This is a genomic window from Celeribacter ethanolicus (assembly GCF_001550095.1).
In the GTDB taxonomy this organism is placed as follows: domain Bacteria; phylum Pseudomonadota; class Alphaproteobacteria; order Rhodobacterales; family Rhodobacteraceae; genus Celeribacter; species Celeribacter ethanolicus.
Window position 1 is genome coordinate 83,079 of sequence record NZ_LRUC01000046.1, and the last position, 20,545, is coordinate 103,623.

18 protein-coding genes and 1 tRNA gene are annotated in these 20,545 nt (G+C 60.6%); 6 read left to right on the forward strand and 13 right to left on the reverse strand.

Annotation, left to right across the window (positions count from 1 at the left end):
• Positions 1–48: 48 nt before the first annotated feature.
• Positions 49–1,155, reverse strand: a complete 1,107-nt coding sequence (locus NH195_RS16995) for a glycosyltransferase family 61 protein (protein ID WP_066709715.1) — start codon at positions 1,153–1,155, stop codon at positions 49–51.
• 414 nt (positions 1,156–1,569) lie between these two features.
• On the opposite strand from NH195_RS16995, the gene NH195_RS17000 reads away from it, so the two are divergent.
• Both NH195_RS17000 and NH195_RS17005 read left to right on the forward strand, forming a co-directional pair.
• Positions 1,570–2,430 carry a LysR family transcriptional regulator gene (locus tag NH195_RS17000; RefSeq protein ID WP_066709719.1) on the forward strand — a complete coding sequence of 287 codons (861 nt, stop codon included), beginning with the start codon at positions 1,570–1,572 and terminating at the stop codon, positions 2,428–2,430.
• Between the two features lie 135 nt (positions 2,431–2,565).
• On the forward strand, positions 2,566–3,009 hold the full coding sequence (locus NH195_RS17005; RefSeq protein ID WP_162265887.1) for a hypothetical protein: 444 nt from the start codon (positions 2,566–2,568) through the stop codon (positions 3,007–3,009).
• A 142-nt stretch (positions 3,010–3,151) separates the two neighbouring features.
• On the opposite strand, the gene NH195_RS17010 is transcribed toward NH195_RS17005, so the two are convergent.
• From NH195_RS17010 to gyrA, 3 genes are all read right to left on the reverse strand, one after another.
• Positions 3,152–4,063, reverse strand: a complete 912-nt coding sequence (locus NH195_RS17010; RefSeq protein ID WP_066709726.1) for a hypothetical protein — start codon at positions 4,061–4,063, stop codon at positions 3,152–3,154.
• 256 nt (positions 4,064–4,319) lie between these two features.
• Positions 4,320–5,255, reverse strand: coding sequence for a hypothetical protein (locus NH195_RS17015; protein WP_066709729.1), 936 nt, complete (start codon positions 5,253–5,255; stop codon positions 4,320–4,322).
• Between the two features lie 737 nt (positions 5,256–5,992).
• Complete coding sequence (gene gyrA, locus NH195_RS17020) at positions 5,993–8,749, reverse strand: DNA gyrase subunit A (protein WP_202906522.1); 2,757 nt, start codon at positions 8,747–8,749, stop codon at positions 5,993–5,995.
• Between the two features lie 252 nt (positions 8,750–9,001).
• Between gyrA and NH195_RS17025 the strand changes: the two genes are divergently transcribed.
• Positions 9,002–9,289, forward strand: coding sequence for an usg protein (locus NH195_RS17025; protein ID WP_066709738.1), 288 nt, complete (start codon positions 9,002–9,004; stop codon positions 9,287–9,289).
• 11 nt (positions 9,290–9,300) lie between these two features.
• On the opposite strand, the gene NH195_RS17030 is transcribed toward NH195_RS17025, so the two are convergent.
• From NH195_RS17030 to NH195_RS17040, 3 genes are read right to left on the reverse strand one after another with little or no spacing between them, the layout of a single operon-like run.
• A complete protein-coding gene (locus NH195_RS17030; protein ID WP_096804945.1) occupies positions 9,301–9,489 on the reverse strand; it encodes a hypothetical protein in 189 nt (62 codons plus the stop codon).
• A 51-nt stretch (positions 9,490–9,540) separates the two neighbouring features.
• Positions 9,541–10,032 carry a disulfide bond formation protein B gene (locus NH195_RS17035; RefSeq protein ID WP_066709743.1) on the reverse strand — a complete coding sequence of 164 codons (492 nt, stop codon included), beginning with the start codon at positions 10,030–10,032 and terminating at the stop codon, positions 9,541–9,543.
• A complete protein-coding gene (locus NH195_RS17040; RefSeq protein ID WP_066709747.1) occupies positions 10,029–10,607 on the reverse strand; it encodes a YqaA family protein in 579 nt (192 codons plus the stop codon). The genes NH195_RS17035 and NH195_RS17040 overlap by 4 nt, the downstream gene beginning before the upstream one ends.
• Before the next feature lie 124 nt (positions 10,608–10,731).
• Between NH195_RS17040 and ypfJ the strand changes: the two genes are divergently transcribed.
• The 3 genes from ypfJ to NH195_RS21820 all read left to right on the forward strand — a co-directional run bounded on the left by ypfJ (position 10,732) and on the right by NH195_RS21820 (position 15,457).
• Positions 10,732–11,580 (forward strand): KPN_02809 family neutral zinc metallopeptidase, encoded by an 849-nt coding sequence (gene ypfJ, locus NH195_RS17045; RefSeq protein ID WP_066709749.1) that lies wholly within the window; start codon positions 10,732–10,734, stop codon positions 11,578–11,580.
• Positions 11,581–11,710: 130 nt separating this feature from the next.
• A tRNA-Leu gene (locus NH195_RS17050) sits at positions 11,711–11,797 on the forward strand.
• A 906-nt stretch (positions 11,798–12,703) separates the two neighbouring features.
• Entirely contained in the window at positions 12,704–15,457 is a 2,754-nt protein-coding gene (locus NH195_RS21820) for a Hint domain-containing protein (RefSeq protein ID WP_066709757.1), read from the forward strand.
• A gap of 342 nt (positions 15,458–15,799) precedes the next feature.
• Here NH195_RS21820 and NH195_RS17065 read toward each other — a convergent pair whose 3' ends face one another.
• The 6 genes from NH195_RS17065 to NH195_RS17090 form a co-directional block, all read right to left on the reverse strand.
• A complete protein-coding gene (locus NH195_RS17065; protein WP_066709760.1) occupies positions 15,800–16,387 on the reverse strand; it encodes a nucleotidyltransferase family protein in 588 nt (195 codons plus the stop codon).
• Between the two features lie 162 nt (positions 16,388–16,549).
• Complete coding sequence (locus NH195_RS17070; protein ID WP_066709764.1) at positions 16,550–17,848, reverse strand: branched-chain amino acid ABC transporter permease; 1,299 nt, start codon at positions 17,846–17,848, stop codon at positions 16,550–16,552.
• A complete protein-coding gene (locus NH195_RS17075) occupies positions 17,845–18,855 on the reverse strand; it encodes a branched-chain amino acid ABC transporter permease (protein ID WP_066709768.1) in 1,011 nt (336 codons plus the stop codon). The genes NH195_RS17070 and NH195_RS17075 overlap by 4 nt, the downstream gene beginning before the upstream one ends.
• Positions 18,855–19,229: a hypothetical protein gene (locus NH195_RS17080; RefSeq protein ID WP_066709773.1), complete on the reverse strand. Its 375-nt coding sequence runs from the start codon at positions 19,227–19,229 to the stop codon at positions 18,855–18,857. The genes NH195_RS17075 and NH195_RS17080 overlap by 1 nt, the downstream gene beginning before the upstream one ends.
• Positions 19,230–19,239: 10 nt before the next feature.
• Positions 19,240–19,947: an ABC transporter ATP-binding protein gene (locus NH195_RS17085; RefSeq protein WP_066709777.1), complete on the reverse strand. Its 708-nt coding sequence runs from the start codon at positions 19,945–19,947 to the stop codon at positions 19,240–19,242.
• Complete coding sequence (locus tag NH195_RS17090; protein WP_155846214.1) at positions 19,944–20,537, reverse strand: hypothetical protein; 594 nt, start codon at positions 20,535–20,537, stop codon at positions 19,944–19,946. The genes NH195_RS17085 and NH195_RS17090 overlap by 4 nt, the downstream gene beginning before the upstream one ends.
• Positions 20,538–20,545: the final 8 nt, after the last annotated feature.

Below are 20,545 nucleotides of genomic sequence, written 5' to 3' on the forward strand. Positions count from 1 at the left end.
ATGGGGCTTAGTCGTGATGGCCCGGCATGGCAAGGCCGTGTCCTGCGATCAGCCGTGTGCGGGGGCGGTTTGAAGCGGAACTTCGCGATAATCCCGGTTGGTTTTGCCGCTGATCCGCGCGATACGCCGGTCGAAATTGCCCGTGGCGGGGGCCCAGGCCCCGTCCTCCAGCATGCCAGCTTGCGCTAGCTCATGGCCGAGTTGCGGGATGTCCAGCAGGCTGATGGATTTCGAACTGCGCACGGGGCCGTCGGCGATGTCCCATTCCCGGGTCACGGCATTCAGCACATGCGGGGTGATGTCGCAGAATGTCCTGAGTTGTGCCGCAATCATGTTCGCCGCCAACATGTCGGAGCGCCGGACGATCACCGCCGCATTCTGGGTCTTATGGCCGACGAAACCATAGAGATGCAGGGCCGATCCTTCGATGCTGACGATGTTCTTGGCCGCCTTGTAACGCGCGACCTGTGTGGCGATGTCGTGTTTTTCCGGAAAAAATTCTTCATAGCCCGCGTTGCGCAGGTTGTCGGACAGGGCGGTCTCACCGAGCGCCGCGCCCGCCCGCAGGGATAGGCCCTGTCGAGAAATGTAAAGGTTTTCCGGCCCCTCCGGCGCGACCTCCGGCAGAAAACTCCGATGGATGTAATCGCGAAATTCCGGCGCACCTTCGCCGAGTTCGTCCACCCCAAAGCCCTGGGTCGGGACGATCAGCTCGTCGACGATGAGCGGTTCGGAGACGATCCGGACCGGAACCGGCAGGTTCAGGGCGTCGAATATTGCGGTTTGAAAGGGTTGCAGGTCATGCGGGGTATTGGGGCGCCGCGACAGGAACAGGATCGAGTCCATATCCGTGTCCAGATGATCCAGAGCCCAGAGGCGAGAGAGGGTTTCGCAGAGGAAATGCCCGAAATGGTGGTTCATCTGACCGCCGTAGAGATGTCTGCCCTGAAGACGCTTGGCGGGTGTCTCCCGCAGATTTTTCGTGCCCAGAAGGTAGTCTGCGCCGCGCTTGATGTTGGCGGGTTGGCAAAACGCCCCGGTCTTGTCGAAGACACCGGCCATATGCCGAAAGGCCCCCTCGCGCAGGGGCGGGATGATCCGCGCATCCATCAGGCGTGTCTGGGTCACATTCAGCATTTGGTCATAGGCGCTCATCTGGGTCGTGTTCCTGGTTCCGGTTCGGCTCAGTTGTAGGCATTCCACATGAAAAGTCCCGCGAAATTCAATTGATCAGAGGCCAATTCGAGAAATTGCCGCCCCCATCGCGCCGGATGCTCCTAGGGCGGCGGACCTGTCTTTTCCTGCATGTGACGCATGCGCCGTGCCAGGCTGCCGGGAGCGGGTGCATGGCAGGAGAGCGGATGAAAATGCATCGGGTTGCGTGAGGTCAAGCGGACAAGCGTGTTCATTTTGCGTATATGTCGCTCTGTCTTACCTTATTATCATCTTATTTTTCCATTTCTGGCTTTTCGGTAAAGTGAATGAGGGGGCTGCCGTCCATGCTCATACGGCGGGTCCGGCGTTTGAGAACGGGCAGCACAGGCGGGCGCGCAGAAGAGGACAAGCGGAATGGATCGTTGGGATGACCTGAAATTTCTGTTGGCAATCGAACGGCATGGCACGATGGCTGCCGCCGCGCGGGCGCTTGGCACCAACCCGGCGACAGTGTCGCGCCGGATGGAGCGCATGGCCGACGAACTGGGCATGAATCCGGTGATCAAGACCCCCGCAGGCTGGGGCACGAATCCGGAGGTGCGCGGTCTCATCGAGGCTTCGGATCGGTTTCACGAGGAGATCGAGCGGGAAAAGAACCGCCTGCGCCTCAAGCACGGTTTGCAGAGCGCGGAAATCCGGGTGGCTTGTTCGCCGCTGATCTCGGGGCATATCCTGATCCCCGCACTGGCGGAATGCGCCCGTGAGATGGAGAACATCCAGCTCAGCTTTCACAATCGGGCGATGATCGAGACCCTGTCCGGCAATGATGTCATCATCTCCTCCCTGCGACCGCGCGCGGGGCGGCTGATCTCGCGCAAGATCGGGTCGATCAGGGTCCAGGTCTTTGCCCCGGAGCGCGATCCGGCGATCCGGGATTGGGGCGGGCTCGGGGTCGAGTTACGGGAGTTCGAGCCGATGGTCTGTGCGACGCAGTATTTCGGCCAGCCGCCGCGCATTCATGTGGATACGTTCGACCATCTGCAACTGGTGATGCGCGCAACCCGTCTGGCGGGGCTCCTTCCGGTGGCTTCCGGTCTGGAGATGGCGGATTTCGTGGCCGTGCCGGATACGGCGCAAAGCTGCGATCTCTACATGAGCTATCATGAAAGTCGGCGTGGGGACCCTGCGATCACCCAGGTGACCGGGTTCATTGCACAGAGCGTGGCAAATTCCAGCTTTACGCGACTGGGGGACGGGATCTCGGGCCGCGGATGAATGGGTCGCAATTGCAGCGCGAACACACGCATAGATTGTTGCAATTGCGCAATGTGCAAATCTGAACTGGCTGATCGGTGCTTTTTTGTGCGTTTATCTTGAAGAAGACAAGAGACGCACGAGGCCATTATGAACATGTTCTCCTCATTGACGGGGATCGCCTGTGACGGTGGACGTCTGGGGTTCCGGCTTTCCCTTGGCGTGGCACTTTTGCTGCACCCGGTGTCGGAGAGCTTGGGCTGGACGCAGGGCCTGCGCGCGCAGGCTGGTGGACTGGTGGGCGACGTCTCGGAAATGTCCTCGGTGTTTCTGCTGATGAGCGATATGCGCGACATGGTCGTCGGTGGCCTATTTTTCCTGATCGCGATCTGGCTGGCCTTCGGCATCCGCACCCGGGTCATGGCGGCACTGGCGGCGGCTTTGGTCCTGGCGTTTCACTTTGCGGTGGCGCATGAGCCGCTGCGCCCGGATCATACCGCCCGTTTGACGCTGTTCACGGTTGCGATGGCCGTGCCGCTGATCCTCTGGGGTGGCGGTCGGTTTTCGCTCTGGCGCGGAGGCTGGCGCAACCTGCTCTGACCTGCGCGCCAATCTGGTGTCCCGGCAGCGACCTGCGGAGGGAAGGTGCGTGTACCTTCCGTTTTGTTTTGCCAAGAGTGGGAGCAAACAAAAAGGCCCGCCCCGAGGGGCGGACCTTTGTATCTCTTTGCAGATGTCTGGATCAGAAGCCCAGAACCAGACCCGGGCCGTAAACCGGCTCGTAGATGTCGAAGCCTTCGGCGCTCAGAACCGGGCTGCGTGCTTTGTCGAACAGGTCGCTCACGCGGTCGGTGACACGGGCGCGATCGCCCCCCATTTCGAAGGACAGTTTCAGCGAGAACAGGTCCACATCGCCCATGTCGCCGTAGGTGGTGTCATACCCGGCTTCGACCGTCACGCGATCATTGACGGCATAGGTGCCAGCGATGCCATAGAAGCCGCTGTCAAACAGGTCGTCGTTGCCGGTCAACACATTGGCTTTCACACCGAAATTGCCGAACTGATAGGTGCCGGCAAAGCTGGAGTATCCGGTGTCGATCCCGTCTTCGGTGAAGGTGGTCGCGACGGTCAGGCCGAACACATCCGCGTCGTAATCGTAGCCCAGCGAGTAGAGGCTGTAATCACCGTCGAGAGAGACATAGGAGCCGAACACGGTGGACGCGCCGAAACCATAGTAACCGTTCAGGTTGTAGGTTTCGAAGTCTTCATCGTCGATGGTGGTGTATTCGAGCGCCACGCCAAAGGTGTTGCCGATGTAATCGACGCCGAGGCCATAGGCGTAATCGGTGTCGCCCGTGTCGAAATCGAAAGCGGTGAGTTTCACATAGCCGGTGAAACCGGGGGTGATTTCATAGCCCAGGGTGCCGTTCAGCGTGTAGAGGTTATCGCCATCGTAGTCGATGGCTTTGGCTGTCGCGGTGAAGGCGAATTTGTTGACCATATAGTCGATGTCGCCTTGCAGACGGGTCACGTCGGCATCGTCGGCATTGTAATAGGAAAGCTCGGCGGCACCATAGGTGACCTCACCGGCTTGCGCGGCGCCGGTCAGCGCAACAGTGGCACCAGCGATTGCGATCAGGGAAGTTTTCATCATAACGGTGGTCCTCATGTACGGGTTAACGCATTACCGCACAGAATAGGCCAAGTGACCTTCGGGCGGGAGGGGGTGCGATGAAGATTTCTGCCTTGTGACATTTTGGTAATATGCACGAAAATGTGACAATTCCCGATGTTTTGTTCAATTTTCAACCTTTGCACCGGGGATGTCGCTATTCCGCATCGAAAAAAGGCCCGCCCCGAGGGGCGGACCTTCCGTGTTGCGCAGGCGGTGCCTGATTGTGCCGTCGCGCTTAGTAATCGAAGGCCAGAACGGATTTCAGAGAGTTGGTCAGACGATCCGCAGTGGTTTCATACGAGGTCGGTTTGTCGCCGAAGTCCATGGAGACGCCGATGGAGAACCCATCGAGATTGCCGTCCATGTCTTCCACGTCGGCATAGGTGTAGTCGGCGAAGAACTTGTAGGTGTCGTTAAGCGTGTAAGCCGCACCGACACGGACGAGGTTCGCGTCGTAATCTTCCAGCGAGCCATAGGTGTAGGCACCGTAGGCAGACCATTCGCTGGTGAAATCATAGCTGCCGCCGATGGTCAGAAGCGAAATGTCCAGACCGTCGATATTGGCGGAAATGCCGTTCAGATTGACATCCCAGACGCCAGCGTCATAGCTGCCGGAAAGGATGTAGACCGGGTCGACATAGTCTTCGACGTCGCCGTCAACGGCGTGCACCGAGAGAGAGACTTCGGCGGCGTCGGAGAAGGCGTAGCCAGCGTGCAGCCCCCAGAGGCCATCGAGGTAGCCGTCGGTGTCTTCGCTGAGTTTCGCGTAGCTGATGCGGCCGAAATAGGTGCCGTTGTCATAGGCGACACCGAGTTCGTCGATGCCGACATCGAAACCTTCGAAAAACACGCCTGCGCTGATGTCGCTGGAGGACACGTCAACGCGGAAGCCGTTGCCGAAGGAGGCGCCCGCACCCAGGGTCAGGATGTCAGCGTGCGCGTCGTAGGAAGAGCCTTCCGGGCTCAGCGTCGCCTGGACGCCATCAATCCAGAAGTCGAAGGTGCCGACAGCGATGCCGATGTCGCCTGCGAACAGGCTCAGGTCGGCGTCGTAGCCGTCAACGGAGTAGGTGCCGAGATTGGCCAGCAGGCCGCCATAGGTGATTTCCTGGGCCGAAGCGGCCGTGGATGCCACACAGACCAATGCGGTCGTGATCATAAGGTTTTTCATAATTTGCCCCTCTTCATCGTCGGGAAGACGATTTTGTCAGCAGTGTGAACACTAGGATGAAGACGGTCCCGAAGCTGTCCGGAACGTCATATCATGAGATACGGATGCATTTTAGGAGTCTGGCCCGGGGAGTGCGATGCGAATGCGGATTTCAGGGGCTGAGAGCGCAAAGAAAAGACATGTTGTCATCTTTGCGCAACGGTTTTTTCAAACCCGACACGTCAGGCTGGCGAAGTTTTGCAGAGCCGGTTTCAGGGTCGTCCAATTTGCGCACCATAAGGTACGGTTTCTCTTACCTCTGGGTGTTTTGGGTGAGTCGGCTGGTGCGGCGACGCGCTTCCGAAAATCGGATAATTCCATAAATCATTTTAATTCAGTTATTTACGTTGCATCACCTGTTGTCTCCTGCCGCATGGCATGCAAGGCCCCCTCAGGGCTGTTCGGAGGGCGACCAGCATGCCGACCGTTAGCGCTCGCGCGTGCGGTGTCGCAAGCGCAGGCCTCGACGCGAGGGGCGAGGCGTCAAACATACCGCCATCCCGACCCTGCATCAGGATATATCGAAGGGCTTTGATGCGCCAATCGGATGGCAAAACGTCAAAATAGCAAACAAAAATGCAATAACGCTTTTGTACTGTGGTGTCGTGGCCGTCAGAAGCGCCATGGCGGAGTGGCCCATGAAAAAAGACCCGCGTCGCAGACACGGGTCTTTTGGCTTGTTTCGGAGGGGCGCCGCGTCAGCTTTCCGCGCTGTCGTCCTCATCCTCGCTTTCCGCGATCCAGGCGACGGAGACGACTTCCTCGCCCTTGCCGGTGTCGAACACCTTGACGCCACCGGCGCCGCGCGAGCGGAAGGAGATGCCGTTGACCGGGCAGCGGATCGACTGGCCTTTCGACGTGGCGAGCATGATCTGGTCCTCAAGCCCGACCGGGAAGGAGGCCAGAAGCGCGCCGGTTTTCCCCGAGAGCTTGAAGGCGCCCACACCCTGACCGCCACGGCCACGCACCGGGTAATCGTGCGAGGATGTCAGCTTGCCGAGGCCCGCTTTGGTGATCGTCACCAAAAGCTCTTCGGCAGCCTGCATTTCCTCGAAACGCTCCTGCGTGATCGCGCCTTCGACGGCCTCTTCCTCGTCATCGCCCGCGTCGGTCTCATCGGCCCCTGCCATCTGGCGACGCATTTTGAGATAGGCGGCGCGCTCGGACGGATCGGCCTCGAAATGGCGGATCACCGACATGGACACGACCTCGTCGCCCTCGTTGACAAGCCGGATGCCGCGCACACCGGTCGAACTGCGCGAGTTGAACACCCGCACATCTGTCACCGGGAAACGGATCGCGCGACCGCCGGAGGTGACCAGCATCACATCGTCGTTCTCATCGCAGATCCGGGCGTTGATCAGGCGGGTGCCTTCGTCTTCGCCTTCGAATTTCATCGCGATCTTGCCGTTCGATTTCACATTGGTGAAATCCGACAGCCGGTTGCGGCGCACCGAGCCTTTCGAGGTGGCGAAGACGATCTGGAGATCGTCCCAGTCCTTCTCGTCGCGGTCGATCGGCAGGATGGCGGCAATCGAGACACCCTGCGGGATCGGCAGGATTTGCAACAGCGGCTTGCCCTTGGCGGTCCGGCCCCCTTGCGGCAGACGCCATGTCTTCATCTTATAGGCCATGCCATCGTCGGTGAAGACCAGAAGCTGGGTGTGGGTGTTCGCGACAAACAGAGTCGTGATCACGTCCTCATCCTTGGTCGCCATGCCCGACAAGCCCTTGCCACCGCGTTTCTGCGCGCGGTAATCGGCCAGAGGCGTGCGTTTCGCCCAACCGGAGGCGGTCACGGTCACCACCATGTCCTCTTTCTCGATCAGATCCTCGTCGTCCATGTCGCCGGACCAGTCGGCAATCTCGGTGCGGCGCGGCACGGCGAACAGTTCTTTGACCTCAATGAGTTCGTTGGAGATGATCTCCATGATCCGCTCGCGCGAGGCGAGGATGGCGAGGTAGTCTTTGATCTTGGCGGCCAGTTCGACCAGCTCGTCGGTGACTTCTTTTACACCGATCTGGGTGAGGCGTTGCAGGCGCAGGTCGAGAATGGCGCGGGCCTGAACCTCGGAGAGGTTATAGGTGCCGTCGTCGTTCATCTTGTGCAGCGGATCGTCGATCAGGCGGATGTAATCGGCGATCTCATGCGCGGGCCAGCGCCGGGTCATGAGTTTTTCGCGCGCCTCGGCCGCATCGGCAGAGGCACGGATGGTCGCGACCACCTCGTCGACATTGGACACAGCCACCGCGAGACCACAGAGAATATGGGCCCGATCGCGGGCCTTGCGCAGCTCAAACGCCGTCCGGCGCGCCACGACTTCCTCGCGGAAGGTGATGAAATGCTCAAGGAAGGCGCGCAGCGTCAATTGTTCGGGCCGCCCGCCGTTCAGAGCCAGCATATTGCAGCCGAAAGACGTCTGCATCGGGGTGAAACGGAAAAGCTGGTTCAGCACCACCTCGGCGGTTGCATCGCGTTTCAGCTCGACCACCACGCGCACGCCGTTGCGGTCGGATTCATCCTGCACATGGGCGATGCCTTCGATCCGCTTGTCGCGCACGCATTCGGCGATCTTCTCGATCATCGAGGCTTTGTTCACCTGATAGGGGATTTCGTCGACGACGATGGCGTAGCGGTCCTTGCGGATTTCCTCGACGCGGGTCTTGGACCGGATCACTACGGAGCCGCGGCCTTCGAGATAGGCTTTGCGTGCGCCGGAACGACCGAGGATCATGCCCCCCGTCGGGAAGTCCGGGGCAGGGACGATCTCCATCAGCCGCTCGGAAGAGACGTCGGGGTTCTCGATCAGCGCGAGCGTCGCGTCGATCACTTCGCCCAGGTTGTGCGGCGGGATGTTCGTCGCCATACCGACCGCGATCCCGCCCGCGCCGTTCACCAACATGTTCGGGAAGCGCGCCGGGAGTACGGTGGGCTCCTTGTCCTTGCCGTCATAGTTCAGTTCGAAATCGACCGTGTCCTTGTCGATGTCGGCCAGAAGATAGGCGGCGGGCTTGTCCATCCGCACTTCGGTATAGCGCATGGCCGCAGCCTGATCGCCATCCATGGAGCCGAAGTTGCCCTGACCGTCGAGCAGCGGCAGCGACATGGAGAAATCCTGCGCCATCCGTACGAGGGCGTCATAGATCGCCGAGTCGCCGTGCGGGTGGTATTTGCCCATGGTGTCGCCGACGGCACGCGCCGATTTGCGGTAGGGTTTGTCATGGGTATTGCCCGCTTCGTTCATCGCGAAGAGGATGCGCCGGTGCACCGGTTTGAGCCCGTCGCGCAGATCGGGGATCGCGCGGGACACGATGACGCTCATCGCGTAATCGAGATAGGAGGTTTTCATCTCCTGGGTGATGGAGACCTTCGGACCTTCCCAGGCCATCGGTTCACGACGGTTTTCTTCGCCGTTTTCGGGCGTGTTTTCAGGGGTTTCGGGTGTATCGCTCACGTTGTCCGCCTGTCTTTTTGCGTTGCGGGATCCGGTCCCGTATCTCGTTGTGGGACACTCTACCCTATACCGGATATGGGGTGCAATGGCGGATGCGCCGAACCGGCGGCGGATCGGTGGCAGCCAGCACGCGCGAGTGACAACATACTGTTTTTACGATGTTTTCATTGACAGTTAATCATTTTCCGGCAGGATTTTTTCAGGGAGGCCCAAACCAAGGCCGAAACGGCCAGACCAACAGGAGAAATGCACATGCCGCAGACGCAGGCGCGCGAGATGAGCGACACGGAAATGATGCTGTCGGGCTACGGGCTGACGCTGGCGGAGTTCACCTACCGGATGCCGGACTACCGAAGCGTGCTGAACACGTTCTCATGGCAGCTCTTCGATCTCGCTCCGGATTACCCGAAGCTGTTCAAATTCATCGAATTCTGGCAGTCGAATATCGAAGGCCCGTTGCACCATGTGCGCTTTACCCACCGCAAGCTGATCGCGCCGGGCGAATGGCGCAATTGTGTTGGTGAGTTCCGGGTGCATTAAGGGGGGGCGGTTCAGAATCGCTTCAAAAGCCGTTTGAGCGGCGTTGTCGCATCGCCAGTTTGCGCGGCTTTGGACACTTCGTGAAACCGCGCCTTCAGAGCCTCGGCGCGGGCATCCGCCAGAGCGCCGCCGACCCGCTTGCGCCCGCGGCGGGCGGTGGGGAAGGGAATGACCTTTTTCTGCGGTTGCATTTTGCTCATGAGGCAAAGATGGGGTGTTTTGCGCCCGATCTCAAGAGCTGTTTTTTCGGTTTATCGGGCTTTCCGCCAGGCGGTGAACCAGAGTGCCGCGAAGATAAGCGAGAACAGAAAGTTCCAGCCCGCCATGGTGATGCCAAGCCCCCAGGTGTCCCAGACGATCTCGTCGCAGAGCACCAGTTTCGCCGCGCCCGCCGTGGGCAGCAAATCCATGCCCGACAGGCCCGAAAGCGCGTCTGAGGCGCCGGTGCAGGAGGTCGGACCCGGCCACCATTTCTGCTCCACACCGGCATGGTAGAGGCCAAGACCGGCGGAAACGAGCATGGTCAGTCCGCCCAGGAACGTCAGCAGGCGGGATTTCGTCATCACAAAGAGCACGCCAATCGCGATGGCAATGGCATGCGGCCAGCGCTGCCAGAGGCACATTTCGCAGGGCGCATAGCCCAGCGACTGGAACACGAAGGCGCCACAAAGGATGGCGAGCGATCCCATGGTGGCGGCCAGTGCCGGTTGTTGCGGGGCGAAGGGAGAGGCGGGCTTGGTCATAGATATTTCACGGCATAGAAGCCGCCCAGAAACAGCAGGATGAGGAGCGTGAAGACGAGGCCGAGGCGGCGCTCGATGAAGTCGCGGATCGGATCGCCGAATTTCCATAGAAGTGCCGCCACGACGAAAAAGCGGATGGCCCGGGCGGTGATCGAGGACACAATGAACACCGGCAGGGACAGATGCGTCACCCCCGACAAGATGGTGATCACCTTGTAGGGGAAGGGGGTGACGCCGGCGATCAACACGGCCCATGCGCCATAGTCGTTATATTTGGCGGCGAAATCGTCGAAATAGGCGTCCTTGCCATAGAATTCGAGCACCGGCTTGCCCACGGTCTCGAACGCGCCAAAGCCGATCCAATAGCCCAGCATGCCGCCCAGAACGGAGGCCACCGTGGCGATGCCCGCGATCTTGAAGGCCTCGCGCGGACGGGCGACAATCAGCGGGATCATCAGGATGTCCGGCGGGATCGGGAAAACCGAGCTTTCGATGAAGGCAACGAGCGCCAGCGCCCAGAGGGCATGCGGGCTTTCCGCCAGGGACATGGTCCAGTTGTAAAGCCGTCTGATCATCTGCCGTCCCGTCGCTTTTGCCCCTATAGGCCCCATTCATGGCGCAGCGTCAAGCGTGAGGGCTTGTTCCCCGCCGGGCTGACAGTATTGTGAGCGGCAGGTGATGCGTTCGAAAGGGTGAGCGATGAAGTGGCAGGGACGGCGCGGCTCGCGCAACATCGAGGATCGGCGGCGCATGAGTTCCGGCAAGGCTGTGGGCGGGGTCGGCGGGCTCGGTCTTCTGGCGATCATCGCGATCGGTTATTTCCTTGGCATCGACGTCACGCCGCTTCTGGAGGGAACCCAGAGCATTTCGACAGGCCAGAATGTCGAGATCACCGCCGCCGACGAACGCGCGGCGCAGTTCGTGTCCGTGACGCTTGCCGACACCGAGGAGATTTGGACCGAGGTCTTTGCCGAGCAACTGGGCGGCGAATATATCCCGCCGATCCTCGTGTTGTACAAAGGCGTGACGCAAAGCCCCTGTGGCTCCGCCTCCGGTGCGACCGGGCCGTTCTATTGTCCGACCGATCAGAAGGTCTATCTCGACACCGATTTCTTCACCACGATGCAGCGGCAACTGGGGGCGGGCGGCGACTTTGCCCAGGCCTATGTGGTTGCGCATGAGGTCGCGCATCATGTGCAGAACGAGCTGGGCATCCTCGGGCAGGCCAATGCCTATCGCGCCAAGGCCTCGGAGACGGAAAGCAATGCGGTCTCGGTCATGATCGAGCTTCAGGCCGATTGTTTCTCCGGCATCTGGGCGAAGATGGCGGATGAGAAATTCGGGTCCATCGAACATGGCGACATCCGCGAGGCGCTCAACGCCGCAAAACAGATCGGCGACGACACGCTGCAAAAGAACGCGGGGCGCATCCCGCAGCCGCATACCTTCACCCATGGCACATCCGAGCAGCGACAGCACTGGTTCGCCACCGGCTACAAGACAGGCGATCTGAACGCCTGCGACACGTTCTCGGCCGATCGGCTCTGAGGGGGCAGGACGGCGTTCCGGCGTCGGCTGTCGTGTTGCGGGGAGGATTTTTCGCATTCGCGCGCTGATCCCTCTGGACCTCTCCTCAAGCCTCGGCTAAACGCCTTTTACTGCGCCTTCATAGCGCTCTGCCCGTGTGGTGGAATTGGTAGACACAGGGGATTCAAAATCCCCCGGCTTTGCGGCCTTGCCGGTTCGAGTCCGGCCACGGGTACCAGTTCGTTCAAGAGGTTCTCCACCAGGCCTCTGACATGACCGAGGTGTGAGTGAAGATTGCTCACACAGGCGACTCCCACTTTCCTGTTTTGTTTATTTTGGTTCGCATAATGGCTTGGGTTGTGTGCGGAGTCGAAAGTGTGAAAACGCTCATTCTCTGCAGGCGGGAAGCCTTCGTCCGCGCATCCTGGGGCCCTGGGAGAGAGGGCGGGTCACTGTGATCCGATTCGTGGCTCAGTCGGGGATTGTTCCCGGTTTTGCTCGAATTCGGTTTTTTGCACGATATTGGTTCTCACCACTCGTGTGTGCCATGTTTTTGACACATTTTGACCTCCACCCGTTCCCGGATATGGCCGGAAAACTTTCCGTAAGGTAAATGGGGGTAAAAACCTGCATCACATCCTGATGGATATCCCGTAAATACTTAATATCAAATGATAATTATTTTCCTTTTAGGGCAGGACTCATGGTCGTGACAATGCCTGAATTTTGGTCATTTGTGGGCAGGGCTGCCACGCGAGCGCCATATTTGAGCACATTCCCGCCATTTTCCCTGTTCCTTGACCACGGTTTTGACATATCCAGAAAGGGCCCAACTGGGGGGCACCAAAGGCCACGGGGGCGGCCACGCAAAAGATATCCGTATTGCAGGATGTCGACCGGCGTGACCGATGTGGAAAAAGGTCGGGGTTCCGATCTGCTGCTGCTTGAGGTGACGAAACGCCGACGCTCATGGTTCTGCGCCATGGTGTCGGGGATTTCTGGTCGTGTCTTTCCCATTACGGATGGTCCTTCGGGGCCGGAGTGCCTGTACGGGCCCAGACTGCGAATGGTCTCGGAGCACCCGGACCTTGAGCGCGTGTTTTAAAGAGGATGCCCGCGGTGAGCGGTTGCAAGGAGAGAGACGATGACGACGAATTATGATGATCGCTGCGACCCGACCGATCCGAATCCTGCGACTCCCACGACCGACGGGATTGTCGAGGGCACGTCGGGGGACGATTATATCGACATCGCCTATACTGGCGACCCGGAAGGCGACATGATCGACAGCGCCGACGGGCTCAATGACATCGTTTATGCGGGCGATGGCGACGATACGGTGCTCGGCGGCGAGGGCGACGATACGATCTACGGCGACACCGGCGAGGTCTCGTCGAGCAGCTCCGAGACCTTCATCTGGGCTAGGCTTGCAGATACCGATGGCGGCTATGGCACGGTCGACAATGGCGAAGACCTGGATGGCAAGATCCTGATCCAGGACACCGGCGATGTGACCGTCTCGATCACCACGCCAGTCGAGAGTGGCGGGTGTCACACCTCCTACAACTCGGTCGATTCCGATTTTTCCACCACGACGATCAACACCGACGGTGTCGATGGCGCCTCCGCTTTCTCGTCGCTGAAATCCACGGCGGATGCGGGCGAAAGCGGCACCTACGAGATCGCCTTCTCCGAGGAAGTGGAGAATGTGACCTTCAACATCGCGGATATCGACGCCAATTACGGCACGGTGACCGTTCGGGCCTATGACGCCGATGGCAATGCGGTCGAAGTAACCTACGACCTCGGTTCCGATCTGACCGAGAACGGTGGCACCGTGTCCGGCACCGGCACGGATATGGTTGCGCCGACTGCCGACAGCAACACCGTGACGGTGAGCATCGAAGGCCCGGTGTCCTCGATCGAGATCATTCACGCCAACACCGGCACCGGCACCTCGGTCGTCTATATTTCGGACGTGACCTATGATGTGGACAGCGCCGTGATCGGCGAAGGCGAAGGCGACGACACGCTGATCGGCGGCGCGGGCGACGACACGATCTTTGGCCAGGCCGGCAATGACACATTGCAGGGCGACGAGGGCACCAACTACCTCTCCGGGGGCACGGGCGACGACACGTTCATCGGCGGCGCGGGCGCGGACACGTTCAGCGGCGGTGCGGGTCAGGACAACATTGATTATTCCGGCTCGGACGAGGCGGTGAATGTCAATCTGACCACGAACGATCTGTCGGGCGGCGATGCCGACAACGACACGATCGCAGGGGGTATCGACGGGGTGATCGGCTCCGAATATGACGACACGCTGATCGGCTTCGACAGTCAGGGTACGGATCCGTCGGACACCTATACCAATGAATTCTGGGGCATGGGTGGCGACGACACCATCTCCGGCGCGGGCGGTGACGACTATCTCGACGGTGGCGACGGCAATGACGTGATCGAAGGCGGTGACGGCGACGATATCATCATCGGCGGCCCGGACGGCAGCCCGGATCGCGGCTACGGCCCCTATGTGCCGGACGATGCCGATCCGGACAACGACAAGGATACGCTCTACGGTGGCGCCGGCAACGACACCATCTATGGCGGTGACGATGCCGACTATATCGACGGCGGTGCGGATGACGATTACATCGACGGCGGTTTCGACGACGACACCATTCTGGGTGGCACCGGCAATGACACGATCATCGGTGGCGAAGGCTCCGACACGATCGACGGCGGCGACGGCGACGACACCATCTACGGTGGCCTCGACCCGGCCTATCCGGACAGCCTGAACGTCCCGGACGATGCGGGCGATCTCGAAGTCGAGAACGGCAAGGACATCATCGACGGCGGCGCCGGCAACGACACGATCTATGGTCAGGATGATGACGACCTGATCTATGGCGGCTCTGGCGACGATTACATCGACGGCGGCATCGACGACGACACGATCTACGCGGGTGCAGGCCACGACACCGTGTTCGGCGGCGAAGACAATGACACGATCTATGGCGGTGGCGACAACGACGTTCTCGACGGTGGCGACGACGAGGACACGATCTACGTGACCTTCACCGACGTGACCTCCGGCGTCTACAACACCACCGTGCATGGTGGCGACGGCGGTGTCGACTGGGATACGCTCAATCTGACCGAGCTTCTGGCCGATGGCTGGGTGATCACTCACCATGTGCAGAACCCGGACAGCGACGGCAATGGCTATGACGGTCAGATCCAGCTCTACAAGGCGGATACCAACGAATACGCCAACATCAACTACACCAACATCGAGGAAATCATCCCCTGCTTCACCCCCGGCACGCTGATCGCGACACCGAAGGGCGAGATGAAGGTGGAAGAGCTGAAAGTTGGCGACAGAGTGATCACCCGCGACAACGGCATTCAGCAAATCCGCTGGATCGGGCAAAAGACCCTGTCCGGGGCCGATCTCGCGGCGCGCTCCGAGTTGAACCCGGTACTGATCCGCAAGGGCGCGCTCGGGGCCGGTCTGCCGGAACGAGACATGATGGTGTCGCCGAACCACCGCATGCTGGTCTCGAACGAGAAAGCCGCGCTGCTCTTTGACGAGCACGAGGTTCTGGTTGCGGCGAAACACCTGACCCGGATGGACGGGGTGGATGTGGTGGAGGCCTCCGGCCTGACCTATATCCATGTGATGTTCGACCGCCACGAGGTGGTTCTGTCGGATGGCACCTGGTCCGAAAGCTTCCAGCCCGGCGATTACACGCTCTCCGGCATCGGCGAAGAGGCCCGCGAGGAGCTTTTCACGCTCTTCCCGGAACTGGCCGAAGTGTCGACCCGTGGTGGGTTCACCGCCGCGCGCCGCATCCTGCGCAAACATGAGGCGGAGCTTCTGGTCTCCTGAGCCTGGTTTTTTGCTCAGGCCTATGCCGTCGGGGGCGCCGGCATTTGCCGCCGTCCCCCTCGGGTGTGATCCCGGGGGAGGCGGTTCCTGCCTGCCAAGAGACGCGTGACGTTTCGGAGACGACTGTTTCCCATATGTGTCCAATGGGGACAAATATGGGCGCTTGTCGCGGAATAATGCGCTGAAATTTGGATTAGCCTGATTCAGGCACCATATTTCGCGGCCTATGGGCGGCAGAGCTGCGAATTTCCAGAAGTTGACCGTCGCGTTTCCCGGGCGCGTGAAGCGCTCACGGCGAGCGAAGTCTCTCGTCAGTCTGACCGGGCTCCTTTGCGACCCCTGTCACATCTGCCGCCAGTCCTCCGGCGTGTTCACATGCAGGCAGGGGGATTCAGAGGGCATTTCCATCCGCTTCACCCCATGGCGTTCCAGCAGAACCTGTACGCCGTCGTCCCCGGAGAGGGTTTCGAATTCCGGCAAGAGAGCGGCGGGGAAAATCACCGGATAGCCCTCGCGCCCGCTCTGGCATTGCGCCCGCACGATGCGCGTGGTGCCGAAGGTTTCGAACAGGGTGGCCAATGTTTCGAGATGGCTCGCGGTGATGAAGGGCATGTCGGCCATCAGGATCGCAAGACCGTCGACCTCGCGGTCGATGGCGTAACGGGCCAGCGCCTTGAGCGTGGCGGACAGGCCAGTCTCGGCATCCCCGACCACGAGACAGGGATCATGAGGCCGCAAGAGATCGCGCCGGGCGCGGTGATAGGGATGGGTTTCCGGGGGCAGGGCGACGACGAAGGGCTGGCCATGGGCGGCGGACACCGCGCGGCGCAACAGCGTATCGGGAGAATGCAGCGAGGGCGGGGTCGAGAGCTTGTCGAAGCCCATACGGCGCGATTGCCCTGCGGCACAGATGCCTGCGAGAAGTTTCACCTGTCGATCCTCACTGCTATGGGCAACGCGCCCGGGAATACCGTCACAGGATAGTTGCGCATCGGGGCATGGCGAGCGGCTTTTTCGGCAAAGCCCCGATGCAGATTTTCGATCTTAGGGCGGAAGCCCTCGGGTTCACTTTTCGGGCAGAAGCCCACATGATTATTTTTCGGGCAAAAGCCCTCGGGGCGAAAAGCGCAGCACGACCAATAGGATAATCCCCATCGTCAGGTAACGCATGTAGGCGACCCGCTCGATCAGCCCGGATTTCAGCGCGCCGTCTTCCATGCCGGAGGTCAGAAGCCCGACGATCCAGGCGCCGATCGGTTCGACCTCGACCCACAGGAACCAGATCAGCATACCGCCCAGAACCGCGCCCCAGTTATTGCCCGATCCCCCGACGATCACCATCACCCAGACGAGGAAGGTGTAGCGCAGCGGCTGGTAGGTCGTCGGCGTCAATTGGCCGTCCAGCGTGGTCATCATCGCACCGGCAAAGCCGATGATTGCCGCGCCCAGCACGAAGATCTGGAGGTGGCGTCCGGTGACATCCTTGCCCATGGCTTCGGCGGCCACCTCGTTGTCGCGGATCGCGCGCATCATCCGGCCCCAAGGCGACTTGAGGGCCAGTTCCATAGCGGTGACGATGATCACGATGACGGCGAGGAAGAAACCGGCATAGAGCAGCTTGACGAAGATCGAGGAACCGGTGACCGGGTCCATGCCGATCTTGTGCATGAGGGTCAGGAACCAGTCTGCCTGTTGCAGGTCGATCTCATAGGGCACCGGGCGCGGCAAGCCGTTGACGTTCTTGACGCCGCGGGACAGCCAGTCCTCGTTCTTCATCATGGCGACGATGATCTCGGCAATTCCGAGGGTCGCGATGGCAAGATAATCGGAGCGCAGCCCGAGCGCCGTTTTCGCCACGAGCCAGGCAGCACCGGCGGCCAGCAGGGCTCCTACAGGCCAAGCCAGAAGGACCGGAAGGCCGAGCCCGCCGAGATAGCCGGTGACCGCCGGGTTCACGGCTTCGATGGCGGCGACGGCCGGGTCGAACAAGGTGCGGTAGGCCCAGAGACCGACGATCAGGATGGCGGCGATCACCGCCCCCCGTATACGCCCTTTCGGCAGGCGTTTGAAGGTCAGAGCGGCAGCCACAATGGCGATCACGCCAACGACCAGCGCGAGAAGGACACGGCCCCCACCGGCGGCCCAGGCGGCGGGCACGGGAGCCATGGAGGTCAACACCACGGCGAGGCCGCCAAGCGCGACGAAGCCCATGACGCCGACATTGAACAACCCGGCATAGCCCCATTGCAGGTTCACGCCCAAGGCCATGATGGCGGAGATCAGCCCCATGTTGAGAATGGAGAGCGCCGAGTTCCACGACTGAAGGAAGCCGACGGCCAGAATGAGCGCGGCCATGGCGGCGAAATACAGTGGTGCACGGGTCCGGGTCATATGTTTTGCCCCTTGAACAGGCCGGTCGGCTTGAAGATCAGCACGATGATCAGGATCGAGAAGGACACGGCGTATTTGTAATCGGTCGAGAGAAGCTGCACCAAGCCGTCGGGGGCCCAGCCATCCGGGCCGAGATAGGTCACGACCTTCTTGAAAGCGTAGGTCAGCGTCACCTCGGAAAAGGCAATGACGAACCCGCCCGCGATGGCGCCCAGCGGGTTGCCGATGCCACCGACGATGGCGGCGGCGAAGACCGGCAGGAGAAGCTGTTGAAAGATGAAGGGTTTGAAGGACTTGTCGAGGCCGTAAAGCGCACCTGCGATGGTCGCCAGAGCGCCCACGAGAATCCAGGTGATGGTCACCACACGCTCCGGGTTGATGCCCGACAGAAGCGCCAGATCCTCGTTGTCGGAATAGGCACGCATGGACTTGCCGGTGCGGGTGCGGTTCAGGAACCAGAACAGCGCCGCGACGGTGAGCATCGCCACGACCACGGTGATGACCTGTGTCGTCTTGATCGCAAGACCTTCGCTTAAACCGGACCAGGCCTTGAAGTCGCGGGCATTGACGACGAAGCGCGCGCCATCGGCGAAACGACGGTCATCGGTGCCGACCACCATGCGGACCAGCCCGTTCATCACGAACATCACGCCGGTGGAGACGATCACCAGCATCACCGGCGCGGCCTTCACCTTGCGATAGAATTTGTAGATCGCCTTGTCGGTCGCCAGAAGCAGGAGCGCGGTCGCGAGCATGCCGAAGGGCAGGGCGAGAAGCGCCGTGGGCAGGACGCCGAGCGTTATGCCCCAGCTCTGGAACAGTCCGGTGACCAGCACCACGACCATCGCCCCGAAGGACATGGTTTCGCCATGGGCGAAGTTCGAGAACCGGAGTACGCCATAGATCAGCGTGACGCCCAAGGCACCGAGGGCAAGCTGTGCGCCATAGGCGGTGGCGGGCACCACGACAAAATTGGTGAACGCAACCAGTGCGTTGAGAAGATCCATCAGACAACCTCCTGACAGATGCCGCCGAAGGGGAGCATGTCGACCCCCGGCGTCGGGTCCTGGGTGATCACATCGACATAGCCGGTCATCAGACCGTCTTCGCGCAGGTCCCAGAAGGCCTTGCTGTCGCTGTGTTGGTATCGGTGGGTTTTCGGTGCTTCGGCCGTGGTCTCGAAGAGACAGGTGGCGTCACGCGCCCCCTCTTCGCGCAGATAGCGCGCACAGCTCACCCCGTCGCCCTCCTCAAGGGAAAACCGCCAGGGCGCGCCGCCGCCTTGTACGATGACCGAACATTGTGCGCTGGCCATCAAGGCTGTGGGCAGGGCGGCGAGGAGCAGGGCTGCGAGTGCCGTCTTTCTGGAGAAAATACGCATGTCAGCCCCCTCAGCCTCCCAGAAAGGTGCGTCGCACCTCCGCATCGGCCAGAAGGTTCGCGCCGGTGTCGGTATAGGCATTCGCGCCCTGCACCAGAACATAGCCTTTGTCCGCGATTTCAAGCGCTTGCCGGGCGTTTTGTTCCACCATGAGGATCGAGATTCCGGTCTTGGCGACCTCGATGATCCGGTCGAACAACTCGTCCATCACGATGGGCGAGACGCCCGCCGTGGGCTCGTCGAGCATCAGAAGTTTGGGTTTGGTCATCAGCGCGCGCCCCACGGCCACCTGTTGACGTTGCCCACCGGACAGTTCGCCCGCGTTCTGGTGGCGCTTTTCATAGACCGCCGGAAACAGTTCGTAGACCTGTTCGATGGTCGGCTCAAAATCGTCCTTGCGGATGAAGGCGCCCATCTCGAGGTTTTCACGCACTGTCATGGTCGGGAAGATGTTATGGGTCTGCGGCACAAAGCCCATCCCCTTGTGCACACGTTCCTGAGGCGACAGGTCGGTGATATCCTCGCCGTCGAGATGGACATGCCCTTCGCGCAGGTTCAGCATGCCGAACACCGCCTTCATCGCGGTCGATTTGCCCGCGCCGTTCGGGCCGACGATCACCGCGATCTCGCCCTTTTGCACCGTGAGCGTGCAACCGTGCAGAATATCCGCGCCGTTGCCATAGCCACCGCGCATTTCATTCGCGTGGAGGAAGGTCATTCTGAATCCTCCCAGAAGTTCGCTTTGAAGTCGTCGAGAAAAGCCATGTGACGTGCTTTGAACGCATCGTCGATCTGCTCGGCGAGCGTATATGTGATCAGTTGCGCCGTGTCGTGATCCCCAACGATGGGCGTATTGGCATAGATGATGTTCATGCCTTCGAGCGAGGCGCCGTAATACAGCGTTTCGGTTGCGTGCCCGGAGACTTCCGAGGGCTCGATCCCGTAAACAGGAATGTGCGGCACAGAGACCCCGGCGGCCTCGGCCGCATATTCAAGGGCGACGCTTTGCAGCAATGCAGGGGACATTCCCTCTTTTGCGCCAACCGCTTCATAGACCACCATGCCGTAATTGCGGTCATCCATGCTGAACGCGGCACTCACCTCGGCATTTGGCACTCTCGCCGGTTTCCACTTCAGGGGATTGCCGCAAAATGACAGCTTTGCCGCAATCTTCTGACAGGTCAGGTCGCCTTGTTCACTGAAATCCCAGGTGCCGTTGTCATAGAGATCGACACGTTTACCATCGACAAAGGCAACCCCGACAATCGCTTGGGCCAGGCTGCCCGACGCGCCGCCCAGAGTGAGCATGGTTCCGA

What these genes read in the sequence shown, in the direction of transcription:
- NH195_RS17015 (WP_066709729.1), bottom strand. Translation starts at nt 5,255, where the DNA reads ATGAAAAACCTTATGATCACGACCGCATTGGTCTGTGTGGCATCCACG.
- NH195_RS17005 (WP_162265887.1), top strand. Translation starts at nt 2,566, where the DNA reads ATGTTCTCCTCATTGACGGGGATCGCCTGTGACGGTGGACGTCTGGGG.
- NH195_RS21820 (WP_066709757.1), top strand. Translation starts at nt 12,704, where the DNA reads ATGACGACGAATTATGATGATCGCTGCGACCCGACCGATCCGAATCCT.
- NH195_RS17075 (WP_066709768.1), bottom strand. Translation starts at nt 18,855, where the DNA reads ATGGATCTTCTCAACGCACTGGTTGCGTTCACCAATTTTGTCGTGGTG.
- NH195_RS17040 (WP_066709747.1), bottom strand. Translation starts at nt 10,607, where the DNA reads ATGATCAGACGGCTTTACAACTGGACCATGTCCCTGGCGGAAAGCCCG.
- NH195_RS17070 (WP_066709764.1), bottom strand. Translation starts at nt 17,848, where the DNA reads ATGACCCGGACCCGTGCACCACTGTATTTCGCCGCCATGGCCGCGCTC.
- NH195_RS17085 (WP_066709777.1), bottom strand. Translation starts at nt 19,947, where the DNA reads ATGACCTTCCTCCACGCGAATGAAATGCGCGGTGGCTATGGCAACGGC.
- NH195_RS17080 (WP_066709773.1), bottom strand. Translation starts at nt 19,229, where the DNA reads ATGCGTATTTTCTCCAGAAAGACGGCACTCGCAGCCCTGCTCCTCGCC.
- NH195_RS17000 (WP_066709719.1), top strand. Translation starts at nt 1,570, where the DNA reads ATGGATCGTTGGGATGACCTGAAATTTCTGTTGGCAATCGAACGGCAT.
- NH195_RS17010 (WP_066709726.1), bottom strand. Translation starts at nt 4,063, where the DNA reads ATGATGAAAACTTCCCTGATCGCAATCGCTGGTGCCACTGTTGCGCTG.
- NH195_RS17025 (WP_066709738.1), top strand. Translation starts at nt 9,002, where the DNA reads ATGCCGCAGACGCAGGCGCGCGAGATGAGCGACACGGAAATGATGCTG.
- NH195_RS17090 (WP_155846214.1), bottom strand. Translation starts at nt 20,537, where the DNA reads ATGCTCACTCTGGGCGGCGCGTCGGGCAGCCTGGCCCAAGCGATTGTC.
- ypfJ (WP_066709749.1), top strand. Translation starts at nt 10,732, where the DNA reads ATGAAGTGGCAGGGACGGCGCGGCTCGCGCAACATCGAGGATCGGCGG.
- NH195_RS17035 (WP_066709743.1), bottom strand. Translation starts at nt 10,032, where the DNA reads ATGACCAAGCCCGCCTCTCCCTTCGCCCCGCAACAACCGGCACTGGCC.
- NH195_RS16995 (WP_066709715.1), bottom strand. Translation starts at nt 1,155, where the DNA reads ATGAGCGCCTATGACCAAATGCTGAATGTGACCCAGACACGCCTGATG.
- NH195_RS17030 (WP_096804945.1), bottom strand. Translation starts at nt 9,489, where the DNA reads ATGAGCAAAATGCAACCGCAGAAAAAGGTCATTCCCTTCCCCACCGCC.